Source organism: uncultured Psychrobacter sp. (assembly GCF_947495825.1).
Classification (GTDB): Bacteria; Pseudomonadota; Gammaproteobacteria; order Pseudomonadales; family Moraxellaceae; genus Psychrobacter.
On the sequence record NZ_CANMAH010000004.1, the window covers coordinates 231,769 to 252,799 of the forward strand.

Annotated in this window: 21 protein-coding genes; 6 read left to right on the forward strand and 15 right to left on the reverse strand. The window is 45.4% G+C overall.

Translation table 11 applies throughout. The features are described from left to right. Positions 1-86: 86 nt before the first annotated feature. The 15 genes from Q0895_RS06530 to Q0895_RS06600 all read right to left on the reverse strand — a co-directional run bounded on the left by Q0895_RS06530 (position 87) and on the right by Q0895_RS06600 (position 14,684). Positions 87-950 carry a universal stress protein gene (locus Q0895_RS06530; RefSeq protein WP_299186719.1) on the reverse strand — a complete coding sequence of 288 codons (864 nt, stop codon included), beginning with the start codon at positions 948-950 and terminating at the stop codon, positions 87-89. Positions 951-1,145: 195 nt separating this feature from the next. Then, positions 1,146-1,844, reverse strand: a complete 699-nt coding sequence (gene modB, locus Q0895_RS06535; protein ID WP_299186721.1) for a molybdate ABC transporter permease subunit — start codon at positions 1,842-1,844, stop codon at positions 1,146-1,148. Between the two features lie 50 nt (positions 1,845-1,894). After that, a complete protein-coding gene (modA, locus tag Q0895_RS06540; protein ID WP_299186723.1) occupies positions 1,895-2,722 on the reverse strand; it encodes a molybdate ABC transporter substrate-binding protein in 828 nt (275 codons plus the stop codon). Beyond that, positions 2,715-3,206, reverse strand: coding sequence for a molybdenum cofactor biosynthesis protein MoaE (locus tag Q0895_RS06545; protein WP_299186726.1), 492 nt, complete (start codon positions 3,204-3,206; stop codon positions 2,715-2,717). The genes modA and Q0895_RS06545 overlap by 8 nt, the downstream gene beginning before the upstream one ends. Positions 3,207-3,257: 51 nt before the next feature. Continuing rightward, complete coding sequence (locus Q0895_RS06550) at positions 3,258-3,566, reverse strand: MoaD/ThiS family protein (protein WP_366139917.1); 309 nt, start codon at positions 3,564-3,566, stop codon at positions 3,258-3,260. Positions 3,567-3,633: 67 nt separating this feature from the next. Continuing rightward, a complete protein-coding gene (gene moaC / locus Q0895_RS06555) occupies positions 3,634-4,155 on the reverse strand; it encodes a cyclic pyranopterin monophosphate synthase MoaC (protein ID WP_299186729.1) in 522 nt (173 codons plus the stop codon). Positions 4,156-4,173: 18 nt separating this feature from the next. Further along, positions 4,174-4,971, reverse strand: coding sequence for an NTP transferase domain-containing protein (locus Q0895_RS06560; RefSeq protein WP_299186731.1), 798 nt, complete (start codon positions 4,969-4,971; stop codon positions 4,174-4,176). A 24-nt stretch (positions 4,972-4,995) separates the two neighbouring features. Then, a complete protein-coding gene (moaB, locus tag Q0895_RS06565) occupies positions 4,996-5,526 on the reverse strand; it encodes a molybdenum cofactor biosynthesis protein B (protein ID WP_299186734.1) in 531 nt (176 codons plus the stop codon). A gap of 66 nt (positions 5,527-5,592) precedes the next feature. Continuing rightward, positions 5,593-6,630 carry a GTP 3',8-cyclase MoaA gene (gene moaA / locus Q0895_RS06570; protein ID WP_299186830.1) on the reverse strand — a complete coding sequence of 346 codons (1,038 nt, stop codon included), beginning with the start codon at positions 6,628-6,630 and terminating at the stop codon, positions 5,593-5,595. A gap of 201 nt (positions 6,631-6,831) precedes the next feature. Next, on the reverse strand, positions 6,832-8,127 hold the full coding sequence (gene glp, locus Q0895_RS06575) for a gephyrin-like molybdotransferase Glp (RefSeq protein WP_299186737.1): 1,296 nt from the start codon (positions 8,125-8,127) through the stop codon (positions 6,832-6,834). 261 nt (positions 8,128-8,388) lie between these two features. Beyond that, a complete protein-coding gene (locus Q0895_RS06580; protein ID WP_299186740.1) occupies positions 8,389-9,087 on the reverse strand; it encodes a nucleotidyltransferase family protein in 699 nt (232 codons plus the stop codon). Further along, on the reverse strand, positions 9,084-10,403 hold the full coding sequence (locus tag Q0895_RS06585) for an XdhC/CoxI family protein (protein ID WP_299186742.1): 1,320 nt from the start codon (positions 10,401-10,403) through the stop codon (positions 9,084-9,086). The genes Q0895_RS06580 and Q0895_RS06585 overlap by 4 nt, the downstream gene beginning before the upstream one ends. Positions 10,404-10,525: 122 nt before the next feature. Continuing rightward, complete coding sequence (locus tag Q0895_RS06590) at positions 10,526-13,021, reverse strand: xanthine dehydrogenase family protein molybdopterin-binding subunit (protein WP_299186744.1); 2,496 nt, start codon at positions 13,019-13,021, stop codon at positions 10,526-10,528. A gap of 2 nt (positions 13,022-13,023) precedes the next feature. After that, positions 13,024-14,016, reverse strand: a complete 993-nt coding sequence (locus Q0895_RS06595; protein ID WP_299186746.1) for a xanthine dehydrogenase family protein subunit M — start codon at positions 14,014-14,016, stop codon at positions 13,024-13,026. Continuing rightward, positions 14,013-14,684 (reverse strand): 2Fe-2S iron-sulfur cluster-binding protein, encoded by a 672-nt coding sequence (locus Q0895_RS06600; RefSeq protein ID WP_299186749.1) that lies wholly within the window; start codon positions 14,682-14,684, stop codon positions 14,013-14,015. Before Q0895_RS06600 ends, Q0895_RS06595 begins: the two co-directional genes overlap by 4 nt. A 445-nt stretch (positions 14,685-15,129) precedes the next feature. Here Q0895_RS06600 and pstS point away from each other — a divergent pair, with 445 nt between their 5' ends. The 6 genes from pstS to Q0895_RS06630 all read left to right on the forward strand — a co-directional run bounded on the left by pstS (position 15,130) and on the right by Q0895_RS06630 (position 20,931). Next, on the forward strand, positions 15,130-16,290 hold the full coding sequence (gene pstS / locus Q0895_RS06605; protein WP_299186752.1) for a phosphate ABC transporter substrate-binding protein PstS: 1,161 nt from the start codon (positions 15,130-15,132) through the stop codon (positions 16,288-16,290). A gap of 353 nt (positions 16,291-16,643) precedes the next feature. Beyond that, on the forward strand, positions 16,644-17,597 hold the full coding sequence (gene pstC / locus Q0895_RS06610; protein ID WP_058369301.1) for a phosphate ABC transporter permease subunit PstC: 954 nt from the start codon (positions 16,644-16,646) through the stop codon (positions 17,595-17,597). Positions 17,598-17,682: 85 nt separating this feature from the next. Further along, positions 17,683-18,570, forward strand: coding sequence for a phosphate ABC transporter permease PstA (gene pstA / locus Q0895_RS06615; protein WP_299186833.1), 888 nt, complete (start codon positions 17,683-17,685; stop codon positions 18,568-18,570). A 250-nt stretch (positions 18,571-18,820) separates the two neighbouring features. Continuing rightward, entirely contained in the window at positions 18,821-19,579 is a 759-nt protein-coding gene (gene pstB / locus Q0895_RS06620) for a phosphate ABC transporter ATP-binding protein PstB (RefSeq protein ID WP_299186836.1), read from the forward strand. A gap of 98 nt (positions 19,580-19,677) precedes the next feature. Then, the gene (gene phoU / locus Q0895_RS06625; RefSeq protein ID WP_299186761.1) at positions 19,678-20,451 is read left to right on the forward strand and encodes a phosphate signaling complex protein PhoU; all 774 of its coding nucleotides are present in this window, start codon (positions 19,678-19,680) and stop codon (positions 20,449-20,451) included. 102 nt (positions 20,452-20,553) lie between these two features. Beyond that, positions 20,554-20,931, forward strand: a complete 378-nt coding sequence (locus Q0895_RS06630) for an MliC family protein (RefSeq protein ID WP_075102757.1) — start codon at positions 20,554-20,556, stop codon at positions 20,929-20,931. The last annotated feature ends 100 nt before the right edge of the window (positions 20,932-21,031 follow it).

Sequence of the window (21,031 nt, forward strand, 5' to 3'; positions counted from 1 at the left end):
ACAGGCAGTTGCCTTAGCAGTTATAGACTGAGTTATAGTAACAACCCTTTGACCACATCTGGCTGGCTTCTAATGTCTGATAGCTCTTAGCGCACCAAAATTACTGGCGACACTGTACTAGCAATGATCTCGGTGGTGGTACTACCCAAAAACAGACGCTGCAACTTAGAATGGCCATAAGCACCAACCACGATGATATCGACATCATTATCTATCTGGAACGTCAATAGTCCATCAACCGCATCAAGCTCGGGCAAAATATGAGCCTCTACTGCAAAACCCGCTGACGCTAAATGCTCAACAGCATCAGCAAGGCTTTTTTTGGCTGAGTCTTTATCATTACCTACCATGACGATGTGACCTTTTAGCCCTCGCAATAGATCGCTCTTTGCTACCATCTGTGTGGCTTTGATAGCCGTTTTACTACCATCAAATGCGACCATATAAGACTTTGGCGCTTCAAATTTTTCTGAGCAAATCAAGACAGGTACGCTTGATGCTCGTGCAACGGTTTCGATTTGGCTACCGATATTGATGCGGCTATTTTTATGATCTTCACCGCGACGCCCCATAACGATGGCACGATTTTCTTCCTTAAAGTGCTCAATCGCAGGTAACAGCTTACCGCGGCGTTGATAGATATGGACGTCTACTTCCTTAAAGCTACTTTGCAAATAGCTTTTTGCATCTTGTGTCAATGCATTACTATAGCTATTGACGACTTTGGCTCTTTTTTCGTCCAATTCAGTTAATTCTTCCAATAAGAATTCGCGACTATTCATTCCTATCGCCCCTGATAAATCGCGTCTGGTCGATGCTGGAACATCACTGACATGGAGTATCCCAACAGGCAATCCCAATCTGCTGGCGTACCATGCCGCATAATCACAAACCGACTCAGTAACCGCTGAGCCATCAATACAGGCTAAAACGTGCTGTTCTGTTTTCATGATTCATCCTTAAATTTTAGTGATGGCCGCAACCCTTTTTGTGCAGCTCGACTTGTCGATCTACGCCTTTGATTGTTGATATACAGCAACTTAAAAACTTAAAAATTGAAAACCTCGGCGATGATCATAATATTTAGCATATCACCTCTAATATTAGATAACCGTTTCAAGATGTACTTTTACGATTTGTACAGATTAACGCTGGTTCAGCTTATTTATGCTTGCAATAAGCGCCACCATTATCATTCCTATAATAATAAGAACGCCTGACATCATGTGCGCAGCGTCATAGTTGAGCGCTTCGACTTGTTCATATATCGCAATCGACACCACTTTGGTCTCACCTGAAATACTGCCACCGATCATCAGTACCACACCAAACTCGCCAATGGTATGGGCAAAGCTGATAAGACTACCCAAAATGATACCGACCTTGGCTTGTGGTAGTGCCACTCTCATAAAGCGCTTGAGCCGGCTGGGCTCTAATAAGCTTGCCATGTCCATCACGCTTTTGGGAATACGTAAAAACTGGGCATAGACAGGCTGGATATAAAATGGCAGGGAATAAATGATGGAGCCGACGACCAGCCCTTCAAAGGTAAAAATTAAGGGACTAACCCCAAGCTCATGAAGATAGTGACCGATGCCTGAGCTGGGACTAAGCAGTAATAATAAATAAAAACCAATGACGGTCGGCGGCAGTACCAGCGGCATGGCAATAATGCCCATCAGTACCACTTTAACACGTGCCACAAAGTGGCCACGGCTTGGTTTGGCAAGCCAATAAGCCACAGGGGTGGCAAGAAGTAGTAAACATAAGGTAGTGATGAAAGCGAGCTTAAGGCTGACTAAGAATGGGCTGAGCATGTCTGACATCAGGGAGGGGTCTATCATAATGTCATGGCTCATTATTGTAATAAGGATTTATTCTATCCCGCTAATCATTATTGAGCAGTTAAATATCCTGCTTGTAAAAAGTGCTGTTGCCCAGCTGTCGATAGCAGATAGTTGCGAAAGTCTGTCGCCATAGCAGAGTCACTAATGATGATACCATCTTGTAAAATAGCAGGATATGACGCTGGCTCTAATGTGATAAATTGCTCAGGTTTGGCATTGATAGCGACGAGCTGTGATTGCGCCACAAAGCCATAATCGACATTTCCCGTATGTGCGTACTGAAAGGCTTGCCCAATATTTTCTGCCTGTATTAAGCGTTTTTGCTGCTCTAAAGCATCATATATCTTCTGCGATTGCAGATAAGATTTTGCCGACGCGCCATAAGGTGCAAGCTTGGGATTGGCGATAGTGATTTTGCTATTGGTATCGCCCATCAATATATCAGCCAGCGCTTTTGGATTCAGGTCATTCAAAGGTTTCATAATGCTATATAGTGCCAGTTGGCCTTGCGCATAAGTAAAAGGCTTATGAAACGTTACGCCTTGCTCGCTTGTATCAGCAAGCTTAGCAGGGAATGCTTGATTGGCAGATAAGAATATATCGTAAGGCGCGCCTGCTGTAATCTGCGCGTATAGTTTGCCAGAAGAGGCATAAGTGACGTCTATATCATGGATAGTTTGTGCAGGCAGATTATTGTCTTTTTTATAGCCCGCTATAATCTCAGGCAGTACGTCAGACAAATTGGCAGCGGCAGCGATACGTAGCGTTTGTGTTTGGTCAGTAATGTCAGCAGCAGAAGCTGTATTTGTAGTATTCTCTTGCGTGCATGCACTTAAAGACAGTACCGCACCAACTAAAACCGCTATTTTAACCATTGTTACTTAACCATTTAGAAGAGTCATCTTCATAATACTCTTGCTTCCACACAGGGATATCAGCCTTGATGGTGTCAAGTATCCAGCGGCAAGCGTCAAAAGCCGGATAACGATGCGCAGAGACGACCCCTACCCATACAGCCACGTCACCGATTTCCAGCGCACCAATACGGTGAATAGCAATGGCATGGGTAATCTCAAAACGCTGTTTGGCTTCCTCAATAATGGCGCGACCCTGATTAATTGCCAAATCTTCATAACCATAATACGTAAGGCGATCCACGCTGGTAGCATTGTTATGATTGCGCACGCGACCTTCAAAACAGACAAAGGCACCGCAGCTATCATCATCAAGCGTGCTTTTAAGTCGCTCTTCATCTATGGCAATATCTAATAAGGCAAAACCATCGCGTTCAGCGATTGCGTATACTTCGTCAACGCTGCGTTTGATGGTCATTGATTGGCTATGGAGGTTGTCTGTCATGGGTTATCTCTACTTATTTTCTTAGCTATATAGCCGCTAATAAACACTTATCTAACCACCAGCGACTGGGGTGATAAATACCACGCTATCGCCGTCGTGGATTTGTTCTGTCCATTTAACGAAGTAATCATTGACAGCGACCCGCAGCTCAGCTTGCGGACGACTAAAGCCATGCTTTTGACGAAGCTGCTCGTATAGCTGGCTCAATGAGGTCGACTGCGCCACGCTAACGGTTTCTTGCTGGCAGCCTGCTTCATCAGCGAGGCTAGCAAAATATAAAACATTGATATCCATAGCGGTATCGACGCTGGTTGCTGACTCGGTTTTTGATTCATCGGTTTTTGTTTTGATAGCGCTCATCACACTCTCCATTCTCTACAAGCTACTTAGCTTTCTGTCTTACTGTCTTAAAAAAAGTCTTATGACTCTAAGCATGACTATAGTCTGATTTGCCGCCTGTCTTTTTTAGCAAGTGTACATTATCAATAACGATATCGTGCGATAGTGCTTTGGTCATATCATAAATGGTCAAGCAAGCAATACTTACTGCAGTCAAGGCTTCCATCTCAACCCCCGTTTTATGCGTGACTTTGACAGTACCACTGACAGTTATGCTGTTGCAGGTATCATCATATTTAAAGGTTAAACCAATCTTATCTAATGGCAGCGGATGACACAGCGGAATCAGATCGTGGGTGCGCTTGGCAGCCATAATGCCTGCGATATGAGCAGTTTGGGTGATGCTACCTTTTTTGGTCATGCCATCAGCGGCTTTAATCTGCTGATAAATCTCACTTGGGAAACGTACTTGTCCTGCTGCGTTAGCCTCTCGCGTGGTGGCAGTTTTGCCACTGACATCAACCATAGTGATATCACCGTCACTGTCTAAATGCGATAAAGTGGACTGGCTCGCAGTAGTTTGATTGTCTGCTTGGGCGTTGTTATTCATTGTTATTTTCTCTAATATCTATAGATTGCTTAACGAGCCGCAGGCGCGAGCAAACTCTGCTGGCGTATTAAAATTAGTCAAGTGCTGCCAGTTGCTTGCTAAAGGCACCGCTTGCGCCATCGGCTGAAGAAAGGCCATCACGCGCCGTCCGCCATTATCAATATAGGCCTTTAAATCAGGCTCAATACCTAACTGATAAAGCCCTAACAACGGATACAAATGGCTATTATCGGTTAAGCAAATCACCTTTTTATCAGCTTCTTGATTTTTGTTTATTTGAGTCGCTACAGACTGCAACTTTTGCCATAACTCTGTAGCAGGTATCAGACTATCACAGCTAATCACCAACAGCCATGATGACTGGTTTTCCGTTAAAGCATCTGATGGCTGAGTCTTTATCACAGTTTGCAGAGCCGACTCGATAGCGACCAATGCACCGCCCGTGTGAATTTGGCTGTTGCTAATCTGACCGTTACTATTTTGGCCAGCACTACTTTGTCTATCAGCATTCTGGTCATTAATCGTATCAGCGCCATAATCAGCAATATGCATAACAGGCGCTTGTGAGTCGCTATCCATCAGCTCTGAACCAACATGAAAGCCACGCCCATTATCAGCAATCATAATAGGTATGTCTTTGTTATTGCCAGTATGAGCTTGAGCCAAATCCAGCGCATGCCGGACATGATAATCCAGCAGGCACTCCCCTGTTGGTAACATAAGCGCCGCTTTGGCTGTGCCCATTCGTTTGGAAGCACCGCCCGCTAAAATAACAATACCAGCTAAGCTGTCTAAGGGTTTCAAACCATTTATCATAGACGCACTTTACTTATCATCACCTCAGTCATGGCTTGGGTTTTGTGCCATAAAGTGTGGTACAAAGTTGCACGGCCGCGTACGGCTATCAAACTGCTCTTTGAGGATGTTCTCCCAACCTGTACGGCACGCGCCTGATGAGCCTGGCAAACAAAAGATACCCGTGCCGTTTGCCATGCCTGCAACCGCGCGCGACTGTACCGTTGACATGCCAATCTCATCTTTTGAGATCAGACGAAACATCTCGCCAAAGCCGTCGATAGATTTATCAAACAATACATTTACTGCCTCTGGCATACTGTCTCTAATAAAAAACCCTGTACCGCCCGTGGTAATGACCGCGTGCACATTTGGATCAGCAATCCAGCCACTAATCACGGCTCGTATCTGATAAATGTTGTCGGTAATCAGCTTGCGATCTGCTAGATGATGGCCTGCGTCGGTTAAGCTATCTGCTAGGTACTGACCTGACGTATCTTCTGCCAGCGTCCGACTGTCAGAAACGGTCAATACGGCAATATTAAGTGGGGTAAACTCGGCAGCAGGTTTGCTCATAGGGATTCCTCAAAAGTACAGTTTTTATGATTCAAATATAGCTTTGATGATTAGAGTGCAATAATGCTAACCACCGATAATCGATAAATTATGCATAATGCCGCTATTGGACTCATGCAAATGATGGTGCTCAGGTTTAATCGGCATAAAGCTGTGTAAAGTTTCAACCAAACCTTGCACATCCCCTGTTTGCAGATGCTGACGAATATCGTAGTTGCCTTGATCAAACAGACACAGATGCACCTTACCTTGGCTGCTGACTCTGAGACGGTTACACGTATCACAAAAATGCGCGGCATAAGGGGCAATCATACCGATGCGCCCAACATAGTCTGGATGACTATACTCTACCGCTGGACCATCACTACTACCGCGCACGTGTGGCTGCCAACCATGCTCAGTCAGATAATCGATGATGACATCGGACTGCGCATGCTGAGCAAAAAACAGATCGCTGTTATCACTGGTTTGCATAAATTCAATAAAGCGATAAGTAACGGGTCGGTCTTTGACATAGTCGATGGCGTCCATCAAGTTTTCAAACGCGGTCTCTGCCATCAAAATACTATTTATCTTCAGCTTAATCTCTGTGGTATTTAATAACGTATCCATATCTGACAGCAACTGCGGTAACGTATTAAAGCCTGTCATCTTATGAAAGGTGTCTGCATCAAAGCTGTCCATGCTGATATTCAACTGATTTAATCCAGCCGCTTGCCAATTAGCCAGATGTTTACCCAGCTTATAACCGTTACTGGTCATAGCGACGGTTTCTATGCCTTCGGTTTGTTTGATGGTTTGAATAATATCAACGACGTCACGGCGAATGGAGGGTTCACCGCCTGTGATTCTGACCTTTTTGGTGCCGACTTGCGCAAACCCGCGAATAAGTGTCGCAATCTCAGGCACACTCAACTCATCATCAGGACGCTTGCCTTGATAACCGTTTGGTAGGCAGTATTCACAGCGAAAATTACAAAAATCAGTGATAGACAAACGCAGATAAGTCAGACGACGAGAGAAACCGTCCGTTAATGGCTGATGAGTATCAATCGTACTAGCAGCAGGTGCAGTTACAGATGACGCTCTATAACTATCAAACATAGTATGTGCTGAGGTAGGCGAATATATCTGAGCACTGTCTATCAGAGCATTGCCTATTTTAGTATTATCATCATTCATAATTTACTGCCATCAGTATTACTGGTTATCAGCATTACTTTTTTATTCGAATTTATCAACCTATTGTAACGTTTATTTTGGGTTTTCTTGTAGTCATCTTATAGTAAATTGGCAAGTGCTTATTTAACGATGTAGCCAAGGAAAAGGCTGTACGGTCACGGTATCGCCCGCTGCTACATTGCCGCTGTCCTTATCTAACACAATAAAACAATTGGCATAGCTTAGCTGCTTGATTCTGTGTGATTGCTGACTTAAAAAGCACTCAACTTGATAACTACCTGCTGCATTTTGCGACAGTACACCGCGCTGAAAATCTTTGCGACCGACTGATTTTTTAATGTCATTCATCAGTGTCGCTTTGAGGTTCAGCTGCATAGGCTGCTCTGACACGGCCGCCCCTGATAGTTGCCACAGTGCTGGTAACACAAACTGCAGCGCGCCTACTACCGTAGATAGTGGGTTGCCAGGTAAGCCAAAGTATAGTACAGGCTTATCAAGATCTTTATTTAATTCACCAAACACAAAGGGCTTACCAGGTTTCATCGCCACTTTATAATGATTAATCTGCCCTAGCTGCTCGATGACGGTAGTCAAAAAATCATAATCGCCCACCGATACACCAGCGGTCGAGATCAGCACATCACAGTCTTGCATAGCCTCATTGACAGCAGCCGTGGTCTTGTCTAAATCATCAGGGATAATGCCATAATCGCGAATGGTAATAGGCAAATCTGCCAGCAAGCTTTTAAGAGTTGGGGTATTGGAGTTATATATTTGTGCAAGGCTTGTCAGCTCATCACCCACAGCGACCAGCTCATCACCAGTTGCCAGTAGCCCGGCGATAAGCGGCTCAAAGACGCTAACTTCATTGACCCCTAAGTTTGCCAGTAAGCTAATATCAGCAGGATTGATGCGTTTACCTATTTTTAGTACCGCTTCATCTGATTCGATCTCTTCACCCTGCCAGCGTATATTATTATTCACTTTGGCCGCTTGGGTCAGTGTTACCTTATAAGGCTGCGACTTATCAACCGTGTCTTTTAACTCCGCAAAATTGGTGTTTTCTTGCATGATGACTGTATCGCAATCATCAGGCACGACTGCCCCAGTAAAGATACGTACGCCTTGTCCCGCTACAAGCTGGCCCGTGTAAGCACTGCCGGCTTGCGATTCACCGATGATATCGATGGTGTTGTCTTTGGCAAGCTCACTGCCTTGCGCTATCGCATAGCCATCCATCGCCGATAGGTTTTGTCTGGGTATATCAAAAGGTGAGGTGATATCTTGCGCCAGTATTTGGTTTTGACTATCCAGCAGTTTGCAAGCCTTAATGGCTCTTTGCTGCCGCGTAAAGTCGTTATCGTTGTACTTGTCTATGCGTAATTTTATCGCTGATTGCAACTCTTCCATGGTAATCATAAAGGCATACTCTTTTTACTTATAGGAATGGGATAATAGGTTAAAAATTAGCAGGCAAAAAGATTTCACCAATGTAAATACGTCCTTAGCCTGTTTTTATTGTCATTAATAGATCAACTATAATCAGTTCAAAATACGGAAGTTGCACTTACTATAAAGTGCTACGAATATAAATTTTCCTCGCTTGCGGTGCCTACGTAGACAGAGGCTAGGAAAAACTTATATCCATAGCTCTATATTACTTTTGAATGAAAAATGAAATCAATCATCAATCCATCTCTGCGCTCTAGCATGTGCAAGTTGACTTGGCGTGTCAATATCATAGCTGAGCTGCTGGTTATTCACGCTACTGATTTGGTCAGCTGACAGCCCTCTGATCAAGTGACGTAGCCCTTTATCCCCTGCTAATGATGCTTGCCATTGTGTCAGTAGCTCGTAATTAATGACTAGAGGCAATCCAATAATATTTTTGTTTGAGGGACTATTAGCGATATTTTTATCCAAATTTTGCTCATCACACCAATTATTTAAACTACTATATCTGCTAGCAACCACCCTCTGCGACCCTGCCAGCAAGACTTGCAAATGCTCTTTATTAAGAAGCACTTGATCAACGCCTATGATTAATACTCGGTCCACTACCAAACTCTCGCGGCTCTCTAAGTCTTTTAACGCATCTATCCCTAAATATAAACTGTGCGCCATACCGATTTTGGGTGTTGGATTTACAACCGTGTGAATAACAGCATGCTGCGCTGCCAGCTTAGCCACCGCCTCTGCTATTGATGAATGTTCACTAGGAATAACAACGGTAATGGCTTGCGGCTGAGTCGCTAGTGCTAGCTTAATCATATAGCCGATCAATGTTTCACCATCTTTATAAAGTAGCTGCTTTGCTTGACCAAGGCGCTGACTAAGACCACTTGCTAAGATAATAACGGCATGGTTTTTAGTCATCATGCGTGGCTCATCATAGATATATCGCTATTGGCTAAATCTACACATTTAGCTGGCGATGCTTGATTATGCATAACCATATTGATTTGAGCCATGATACCAAGCGCCAAGGCTTCCGGGCCATCACCGCCTAACTTATAGCCGATTGGATAATGCAGTTTATTAATCCCGGCATTTAAAACACGAGGGTCAGCTTTGGTCGCGCTAATCTCGTTAATTAAACGCTCGGTACGATAGCGCGGTCCTAGTTGTCCAAGATATTTATAATGATTGGCATGCTCTAGTAGGGTTGCAAGGCGAGTACGGTCTTGAGTCAAACTATGCGACATAAGCGCCACTGCCGCATTTTCACTTAGCGCCAGTAACTCATCTGTCGCATCAAGAGGCAACTGCGTCACCATATCTGCTTGAGAAAAGCGCAAGCGAGTCGCGTACCCTGGACGACTATCTACAACTGTGACATGCCAATCTTGCAATTTTGCCATTGTCACCAGCGGCATCACATCATCGCCCGCGCCGCAAATCAGCAGGCGTATCTGCGGCTGTATGCTTTGTACGAGCCACTCTGTTGACAAGTTAGCATTGTCATCGTTGTTATCGTTTCTTAAAACAATGTACTCGGCATTTTTATCACCAAGCTCATGTTGTGCTAACTTTTTAACCGTATCTACAATCACATTTGAAGTGTTAGCTCCAGCTTGATCTGTCTTGTTATTGATACCGATTTTATCAGCGCCAATTGTGGTGATTTGTCCTGACTCAGTATAATTATCCAAATCAATACGCAGACCGATTGGAAATTTAGAGTGTAAATTTTGCTGATCAACAGAACGAATGTATGTTGCGATCTTCCTTGGTTGCTGCGTTGCACGCACTTGTTGAACAGCAGCTAATAAAGGCATAGCGGACGTCAGACGCTCAAACAGTACATGTACACGCCCATTACAGCCTAGACCAAAATTCAATTCATCCATTTCATAGTATAAATCATCATGCGAGTCGTCCCTTACATCGTTTTGTGTAAACTCAGAGTCAGGTTTAGCCTTGCCATCCTCAGTATAGCCAATATCATCGCCCGTTTGGTAGACTTGTACACTTGCGCCATTACGAGTCAGCCAAAAGGCGCGCTTGATAATGTGCGGTTCAAGACAGCCGCCACTAATCATCCCCACTGAACGCCCATCCTCTAAAATGAGCATCATAGCCCCGGCGCGGCGATACGCTGAACCTTCGGTGCGTACTACGGTTGCGAGTACGGCATCGATTTTTTGCTGCTGCGCCTTGTCTGCTAGCCTAAGAATGTCAGCAATTTGCGTCATAATATGCCTCTTATATTAAGAGATAACCATTTTAAAGAAAGAGTAACCCGCTTTAGCAAACATCTAAAGCGGGTTCTTGAGGTGGAAATGATAGGTATTGATAAACAATCTACCAATAACCCTTACTCTGGCATCTCAGCAAGCAGCTTATCCAGTGTAATTGGAAAATCATAAACACGCACCCCGACTGCATTATAGATGGCATTGGCAATGGCTGCCGCTGACCCTGAAATAGAGGTTTCCCCAATGCCTTTAATATGCATAGGGTTGGTATAAGGGTCATCCTCTTCTAACAAAATCACATCCAACTGCGGTACGTCAGCGTTGACTGGCACATGGTACTCGGCAAGGTCATGGTTACATAAGCGCCCATCGTGCTTGTCATGAATGACCTCTTCCATCAAAGCAGAACCTATACCAAATATCATACCGCCATAACACTGCGAGGTTGCAAGCTTATGGTTGAGAATGCGTCCTGCTGCATACACGCCAGTCATACGCTTGACGCGAATCTCACCGGTGACTTTATGTACCGCCACTTCAGCGAAGTTGGCCCCAAACGAGGCTTGGCGATGGTTTTTCTCACTTTTTCCTGGTTTGATCTGGCCTTTGGCGCTGATTTCTTGCTCGTCAAACTCAGCGATGATATCAGCTAGTGCATAGGACTGATTATCATCAAAATCGTAATGCTCGGTTGCTGTTTTCAGATTTGATGCCGATTCTGGCAGCGGTATACCTGTTTTCTCTGATGCTATATCCATCAAATCTACGGCTTTATCCATTAAGCCTGAGACTTTATTAGCCAATTTTTCATCAACCAGCTCTGTGACTTTTTCTTTACCCGTATCAATGGCTACTTCTACTTTACTAGGTTCGTGCTCACCTGATTTTTTGATTTGACCGTTATCTATACGAATCGTATCGGCATGTAGACCTACTTTTTTGGCTAACATGGCGCGTAGCTGCTCACAAGCCAAATAAACCCCACTACCAGCACTGGCCGCGCCAAAACTACCGCCAGAACCTGATGCTGGCGGTAAATCACTGTCGCCAAGTTTCATCTCGATATGATCGATAGGCAGTCCTAACAAATCAGCTGCGACCTGAGTAAATACGGTATAAGAGCCAGTGCCGATATCTGTCATATCCGTTTCGATGATGGCTTTGACGCCAAGTTCTTTTGAGTCATCGACTTGTAGTATCGCCCGCGCTTCAGAAGGTTGTAACGTGTTACCACGAGAAGTGCCAGACATACCGGTACCTATCCACCAGTCGCCTTCTAGTCGGCTGGCAGGTTTGGGATTATGCTCATCCCAACCAAATGCTTCAGCGCCTTTTTCCATACAGGCGACCAGCTGACGTGTGGAGAACGGAATCTCTTTGCTAGGGTCTTCTTCAGGTTCGTTCCGGCGGCGCAGTTCAATAGGGTCGATCTCAAGCTTGTTCGCCAGCTCATCCATCGCACATTCAACAGCAATCATACCCACCGCTTCACCAGGAGCACGCATAGAGCCTGATAATACGTGATTCATATCCACCATCTGATAGCTGACGCGGCGATTCTCTCCGCGGTACAAAAAGTGAGTGGATAATGCTGTTGGTTCAAAGAACGCCTCGCCTGGTAAATTGCTGGTCGTGGTATCGTGAATAAAGGTATTAATAATACCCTCTTCATTACAACCAATAGCAATACGCTGACGGGTGTTTGAGCGTCTTACCGTCGCCTCCATCACTTGCGGGCGCGTCATAGTAATGAGTACCGGACGACCGACTTCTTTAGAAGCAATAGCGGCAGCAATAGATTCTGGCGCGATACCTAGCTTACTACCAAAACCACCGCCCACATAGTATGAGATCAGCTCGACTTGATCTTTCTTCAAATCTAATGCGTCCATTACTTGCTGCTTACAAGAGGCGATCATCTGGTTTGAAGTATATAAGACCAGCTTGTCATCTTCCCAATGTGCCAAAGTAACGTGCGGTTCCATCGGTGAGTTGCTCTGACTTGGGGTATGGTACACACTATCGAGGGTTACCGCCGAATCAGCAAGGCCTTGCTCTGGATCGCCGTGTTTAGCATTCTTATCCGAGCCTTTTTTCTCATTTACCTCGTGGGCGTTAGGTAGCTCTTTAGTAAAATCCAAAGCCGCTTGATCGGTTTCGTCTTTATAAGTGACTTTAAGGGCCTTGGCGCCTTCGGTCGCTGCTTCAAAAGTTTCAGCGACAACGACTGCGATAGGCTCACCATGATAAAAAACCTCACTCACACCCTGAGTCGGTGCTTCGGTCTCACCGCCTTGCTGTGAGTTACGTAAGAAGCGCTTAGGATCAGTGACGACTTTAATAATACCTGATATATGGGCAATCGAGTCGCTATCGATTTTTTCAACTTTTCCTTTGGCGACGGTTGAGCCAACCAAGACACCATACACTTTATTGTCTAGTTGAATCTCTGCCGAATAATGAGCTTGACCGCTAACCTTTAACGAGCCCTCAACGCGGTTAATTGGTTTACCTACCAAATTACTCGCTGTTTTGCCGAATAACGTCTCAACCGGCTTATCCATCTTCTCTTTGTTAGTGGGCTCTGCCGGTAGTACTGAATCTAATAATGACATGATTATGCTCCCTCGCCCGCTAATGCACGCTTAATGGCCTGTTTTAGCAAACGGCGTGTTAGTGGTATTTTAAAATCGTTTTGACCGCTACCTTTGGCATCTTTTAACAACAAATCTGCTGCCTGATTGATAGTGTCATCGTCGCCCTGCGTATCCGTCAACAAATCTTCCACATCTTCATTGCGCCATGGCTGAGTACCAATACCGCCAAATGCTAAGCGTACTGTCGCCAAATTACCATTATCATCAGCGTCTATCACAGCTGCACACGATACAAGCGCAAAAGCATAAGAGGCGCGGTCACGCACTTTGTCATAAGTGTGTATACCTTTAATAGGCGCTGGCAGCACGACATGCGTGATAAGCTCGCCTGACTCTAAAACGTTTTCGATATGGGGAGTGTCTTTTGGCAGACAATAAAAGTCTTTTATTGGAATCTGCCGAGTTGATCCATCGGTTTTGGCAGTCTCAATAGTAGCGTCAAGCAAACGCATAGCGACCGCCATATCGGACGGGTGTTGAGCAATACAAGCGTCACTTGTGCCTAAGATTGCAAGGGGGCGGTTCTCACCGTTAATTGCAGGACAGCCCGTACCCGGTTCACGCTTATTACAAGGGCTATCGGTATGATAAAAGTAGTAGCAGCGCGTACGCTGCAGGAAGTTACCGCCAGTCGTCGCTTTATTGCGCAGCTGTCCGGTCGCCCCTGCTAATATCGCACGAGACAATACCGGATAATTGGCAATCACGCTAGGATGCGCGGCCAAATCACTATTGCTTACTAAGGTTCCGATACGTAGGCCGCCATCGGCAGTGTCTTCAATCTGTCCAAGCTCTAAGCGTGTCACATCAACCAGCTTAGTTGGCGTTTCAATCTCAAACTTCATGAGATCAAGCAAATTGGTACCGCCTGCGATAAACGAGGCTTCTTTAGGAGTAGCAAACATTACCGCTTGCTGCGGTTCAAGGGCACGGATATATTCAAAGCGTTTCATGAGCGGCCTCCTGCTGTGCTACTGGTATTTTTATTATGGTTTACTGATTGGTTACCAAGTTGGGACTGACTGGGCGGCGGTGACCAAATACCTGTCACTGCTGAGTCTTGCAGCGAACCTGTAGTCGTCTCTTCACTAGAAGAAGCACGCTTATTTGACACTTCGCTCTCAAGCACTTGTGAGATAGCATCCACGATATTGGGGTAAGCAGAACAGCGACAAATATTGCCACTCATGCGCTCAGCGATCTCTTGGACTAACAACCCATTCGGGTTTTTGAGATCGGTCGTCACATAGCTTGGCCAGTTTTGTTTCACCTCTTCTATTAAAGCCGTGGCGGAACAAATCTGCCCTGGCGTGCAATACCCACACTGAAAGGCATCATGATCTTTAAAGGCTTGTTGCAAGGCTGATAACGACTCAGGCATTCCGATGCCTTCGATCGTGGTGATCTCATCGCCGTCATGCATAACCGCAAGGGTCAAGCACGAGTTGATGCGCTCACCATTGATAAGAATGGTACAGGCACCGCATTGACCGTGATCACAGCCTTTTTTGGGTCCGGTAATTTGTAGATGTTGACGACATAAATCTAGAATTGTCGTGCGGGTGTCGAGATTCTCAAAGCGGTGCTGTTCACCGTTGATCATCAAAGTTATCGTAGACATAGACATGCTGGCTTCTCGCTGGCAGTTGATAAGAATTCGCGGATGAGTTTTTATCCATCCATCTAGTTATTTAGTATTGATTATTTAATATTAAGACGTATTGAACATTTAACTTTGACATTACCACAGACTAGTTTTATGCCTTTAATATGCGCTAACGTCATCATTAATATAGAAAAATACAATCAAAACAATCTATATATTAATATGCTCAGCAAAACTTACGATATTGTTTTTTTGTAGTAGATAGGCAAAAAGTGTTAACACTAAACAAATACCGCTCTTCTTCACCTGTGCTTGCGAAATTAAAATATCACTGCTAACAAGATAAATTTCCTATTGTCATCAAACTGTCATGAAAGCTTGGCAAACTACCACGCATCTCACAGGTAGTCGTTTTTGCTTTTTCCAAATTTGTGTTGTTGTCAAACTTTAGGAGTCCTACATGCGTTATTCGTTATTGGCAGTCGCCGTTAGTTGCACCTTAGTACTCACCGCTTGTAATAAATCCACCGATACGACAGAGCTTGCTGCTGATAGTAGTAGCGCCATAACTCATACAGAAACCACCAACAAAACATCATCATCAGCAAGCGATTTTAAATCAGCTGAAAACATCGCCATGAACATCACTGGTGCTGGCGCGTCGTTCCCGCAGCCTATCTATGCTAAATGGTCATATGACTACCATGCCGCAACGGGCGGTCAGGTCAACTATCAGTCTATCGGCTCCTCAGGCGGCATCAAACAAATCCAAGCAAAAACCGTCGACTTTGGCGCATCTGACGCCCCTATGACCCCTGAAGAGCTGGATGCGGCAGGTCTCATTCAGTTTCCAACCGTTATCGGTGGCGTGGTACCGATTGTCAATATCGATGGCGTGGGGCCAGGTGAGCTAAAGCTGGACGGCGCAACTCTAGCCGATATCTATCTGGGTAAGATTAGCAAATGGAATGACCCTGCCATCACCGCCTTGAACCCAGATTTGACCCTGCCAGATGCTGCCATTACTACCGTATTTCGCTCAGATGGCTCAGGCACGACCTTTAACTTTACCGATTATCTAGCCAAAGTCTCAAACGACTGGAAAGACAGCGTGGGTGTTGATAAAACCGTCAAATGGCCTACCTCTGCCACAGGGGCAGGCGGTAAAGGCAACGAAGGCGTATCAAGTTACGTCAATCGTATGAAAAACGCTATCGGCTACGTCGAGTATGCTTATGCCAAGCAAAACAACATGGCGCATGCGGCTTTGAAAAATGCAGCGGGTAACTTCGTGCAGCCATCTGCTGAGACCTTTGCCGCGGCAGGTGACATCGATTGGTCACAGCAAGCAGGCTTTTATAAAGTCATTACCAACTCTGAGACTGAGCAGGCGTGGCCCATCGCTGCTGCCACCTTTATCTTGGTTCACAAGCAGCCAGAAAACCCGCAGCAAGTGGCTGGCGTGTTGAACTTCTTTGATTGGGCGTATGCCCAAGGTGATGATAGTGCCATGGCGCTTGATTATGTGCCTTTCTCTGATACCGCAGTGGCACTGTTTAAAGACAAGTGGAATGAAGTCAAAGGCCATGATGGTCAACCTGTCTACACCCCAGCTCAGTAGTTTGTCTATATATGTATAGCAGCACTTGTGAGCCCCTTTGAGACACCTATTCTCCGGTGGTTGTCTCAAAGGTTTTATCACAACAAATTTAAAAGTAGAGCCGTTAACGATAGTCAATAATAAATAAAGTGGATATCTATCCTTATAGTGCAAGACTGGTATCAATTTTTCTTGCTTGCTGTGCCTGCGCAGACAGAGGCTGCAAAAAATTTATTCCAGTCTTGCGGTATCTCTTTCATATTGACTTAATTGCATCGTTAATAGCACCCTTTATTAAGATTTAGTTTGCTGTGATAAGACCTGATGAGTCTTTTAAAGATTTTGATTTAACATTATTTAATGCTGAGACACTTATGAATGATTTAAGGTCGCAACTGGCAAAACAAAAACGTTACGATGCACTATTTGTCAATGCCACCAAGGCGTTTGCCATCCTCGTGCTGCTATCATTGGGCGGTATTTTGCTCTCTTTGATCATTGGCGCTTGGCCGAGTATTCAAGCATTTGGTCTGGGGTTTTATACCAGTAATAACTGGGATACGGTCGCCAATGAGTATGGTGCGCTGGCGCCTATTTATGGCACGCTGGTGACTTCGTTTATCGCCATTTTAATCGCTGTACCCGTCAGCTTTGGCATTGCGATATTTTTGACTGAGATGTGTCCAAACTTTTTAAAAAAGCCCCTTGGCATCGCCATTGAGCTGCTGGCAGGTATCCCCTCTATCATTTACGGTATGTGGGGGTTGTTTGTATTTGCGCCCTTCTTTGGCGATCACATTCAACCGTGGTTTATCGAGCATATCGGCCCATTACCTATCATCGGTAAGCTGTTTACCGGTGCGCCAATGGGACTGGGCATGTTTACCGCCTCTCTTGTCCTGGCTATCATGATCATTCCTTTTATCGCCGCTACCATGCGTGATGTTTTCTCTGTGGTGCCAGACCTGCTCAAAGAATCAGCCTATGGCATGGGTGCGACCACTTGGGAAGTGATGTTTAAGATTATCTTGCCGTATACCAAAGCTGGTGTGGTCGGTGGGGTTATCTTGGGGCTGGGTCGGGCGCTGGGCGAGACCATGGCCGTGACCTTCCTTATTGGTAACGCCTTTAATATCAGTCCAAGTCTATTTACCTCTGGCGTCACCATTACCTCAGCGCTGGCCAATGAGTTTGCCGAAGCCTCCAGTGAGCTGCATCTGGCCTCGCTGCTGCACCTTGGCCTCATACTGTTTATCATCACCTTTATTGTGCTGTCGCTGGCTAAGCTCATGCTGATGCGTATGGATCAAAAAGCAGGCAACCGCTAACACATAACGACATACAGACAATAGTGATGTACAGGCTGATAAAAAATCTTGAAAAATGGAAATGAGTTTTATGCCTACTAATGCGATGCACTCAGCGTTACCTGCGCAGACTGGCTTTGATAGCCGCTACGACAAGCGTCTTTATAACAAACGGCGCTGGGCCAATAAGCTGGGCTTGGGTTTTGCCATGTCGGCGATGGTATTTGGCTTGATTTGGCTGTTTTGGATATTGGTGACGCTGTTTGTCGAAGGCTTTCAGGGCATGATACAGATGCCTATCTTTACCGCCGATACGCCGCCACCGATGAGCGCAGGCGGCCTACGTAACGCCATTGTCGGCTCGGTGATGTTGGCGTTTTCGGGATTATTTATCGGTGCGCCCATTGGCCTGATGACAGGGATTTATTTGTCTGAATTTGCGCAAGGCAGCCTGCTTGGCAAAGTGACGCGCTTTTTAAATGACATTTTGCTCTCTGCCCCCTCGATTGTCATTGGTCTGTTTATTTATGCCTTGATGGTAAAAGGTCAAAGCTTCTCTGGGTGGGCGGGCGCATTGGCATTGGCGCTGATTGTGGTGCCTGTGGTGGTACGAACGACTGAAAACATGCTCAATCTGGTGCCCAATAGCATTCGTGAAGCGGCCTACGCACTGGGTACACCGAAGTGGAAGATGGTCACGCAAGTGACGATTAAAGCGGCTCGAGCGGGGCTGACCACTGGTGTGCTGTTGGCCTTTGCCAGAATTACCGGTGAGACGGCGCCATTGCTATTTACGGCATTGAACAATCAATATTTTAGTACCGATATGAGTCAGCCGATTGCCAACTTGCCGAACACCATTTATCAGTTTGCCATGAGTCCTTATGACAATTGGCATGCACTTGCATGGGCCGCTGCACTGCTGATTACCGCTTCGGTATTGGTACTAAATATTTTGGCAAGATTTATCGGTGGTCGCAGCTCCAGTAAATAGCAGCCAGAGTCGATAAGGCCTGCCACCAAATCACTTTATATACCCATTTACCTAAATTTATATTCATCAAGCTAGGTTGGATAACATTATGAATGACGTCATCAGCAAAACGCGTAGCACAGCAGATAGCAGTAACTTTGATACGACCACAGCCAGCTTACTACATAGATCGATGGCGACGACCACGCAACTGTCGCAGCCAAATGCAGCAAACTTAAATAAGCAAACCCTGCATGATATCCCCAAAGACATGCCAGCAGCGAAGATGCAGATTCGTGATTTAAGCTTTTATTACGGAGAGTTTCAGGCGCTAAAAAATATCAATATCGACATTCCTGATAAAAAAGTCACCGCCTTTATCGGCCCGTCAGGTTGCGGCAAGTCGACCCTGCTCCGTACCTTTAACCGTATGTATGACCTATATCCTGGCATGCGTGCAGAAGGCAGTATCAACCTCGATGGCAAAAACATCTTGGGCAAAGACATCGATGTCAACCTGCTACGTGCGCAGGTCGGTATGGTGTTTCAAAAGCCGACGCCGTTCCCAATGTCCATCTATGACAATGTCGCCTTTGGTGTGCGTCTTTATGAAAGGCTAAGCAAAGCTGAGCTGGACCATCGGGTGGAATGGGCGCTAAAAAAATCGGCACTATGGCCGGAGGTAAAAGACAAGCTCAAAGCCTCAGGCTTGTCGTTATCAGGCGGCCAGCAGCAGCGTCTGTGTATCGCTCGTAGTGTCGCTACCAAACCTGAAGTACTCCTGCTTGATGAGCCAACTTCGGCGCTTGACCCACTCTCGACAGGCGCCATTGAGGATTTGATTGAAGATTTAAAACAAGACTACACCATCGCCATCGTCACTCATAATATGCAGCAGGCGGCGCGCGTCTCAGACTATACGGTCTATATGTATCTGGGCGATATGGTTGAGATGGGCGAGACGAATCAAGTATTTACCACACCGGCGCAAAAAGCCACGGAAGATTATATTACGGGTCGTTATGGCTAACGCTGTGCAAATAAAAACTATCGTTAATTTTTAATAACAACAATACAGCTATGCCAGCAGCACGCCATTAATATACAGATATTTAGGGAATACCTCTTATGCAAAGTGACAAGCACATCTCCAAAAGTTTTGATCAAGATTTGGATGAAGCCATTCGTCTGTTTTTGGTGATGGGCGACCATGCAGCCAGCCAAGTTGCCAAAGCCATTCACGCCCTTATCGATAAAAATGATACACTGGCGCAAGAAGTCATCGAGATGGATTTTGATATCAATCGGCAGGAGGTCGAGCTCGATGAGCATATCTTGTTATTGGTCGCCAAACGCCAGCCAGCGGCCAGTGATTTACGTTTGGTGATGTCCATCAGTAAAGGCGTGGTGGATTTGGAGCGCATCGGTGATGAAGCGGTCAAAATTGCCAAAATGGCCAATAAGCTCGCCGCCCAAGGCAAATCAGCGTATGGCTATGCCGAAGTGCAGCACCTGAGCAATCAAGTACGTCTGATGCTGCACAATGCGCTAGAGGCTTTTAGTCAGTCCAATGCTGAGCAGGCGTTTGAGGTGATGCGCAATGATGATGTGGTCAATGAAGAGTATCAGTCAGCGATTCGTGCCTTGATGACTTATATCATGGAGGACGCGCGCCACGTCTCCAAGGTTATCAATATCGTGTGGGTATTGCGTGCGCTTGAGCGGATTGGCGATCATGCACAAAATATCGCTGAGCTGGTCATCAACTATATCAGTGGCCAAGATGTACGCCACTCAGACTATGCACTGGTCAAAAAAGCGGTGCAAGAAGCCAATGATCGAATGGCGGCGCGTCAAACTGATAACGTGGCAGCGGCAGATATTAATGCACCCAATCATTGATGCGCTAAATAATAATAGCGACTGATAAAATAGCCGCCACATATTGTAAGATACGCCTCGCATTGCTACTCTTATCAGCTACTAGCACTATCGAGGAATATCATGAAAAAATTACTGGTTGTAACCCCTACTATTTTATTATTAGCAGCATGTGCGACTAATGCACCAATAAACAACGCTCATAGTGGACATAAACCTCAAATACAAAAATCTTATGCTTTTAGCTGTGAAGATAATAGTAAAGTGACTGCTATTTATTCAGCGAATGGTAAAGTGGCTAATTTAAGCTTGACGCTGCCCAAACTTGGTACAAAAAATCAAAGAGTAAGTCTTAAACGAGCAGTATCGGGCTCTGGTGCGCGCTACATTAAAGAATCAAGCTCTAAAGCCAGCTATGAGTGGCATACCAAAGCCAATCGCGGCGTTCTGAGTATCCGCTCAGTAAACGATCGTAAATACAGCATTACTTGCCAACTATAAAAGCCGCACTGTCTCTTTTTAAACAGTTCCTTTTTTAAATAGCACCCCTTTTAATTAACGTTTTTTCTAAATAAACCCTCTTCCTATTGTTAGGAAGATT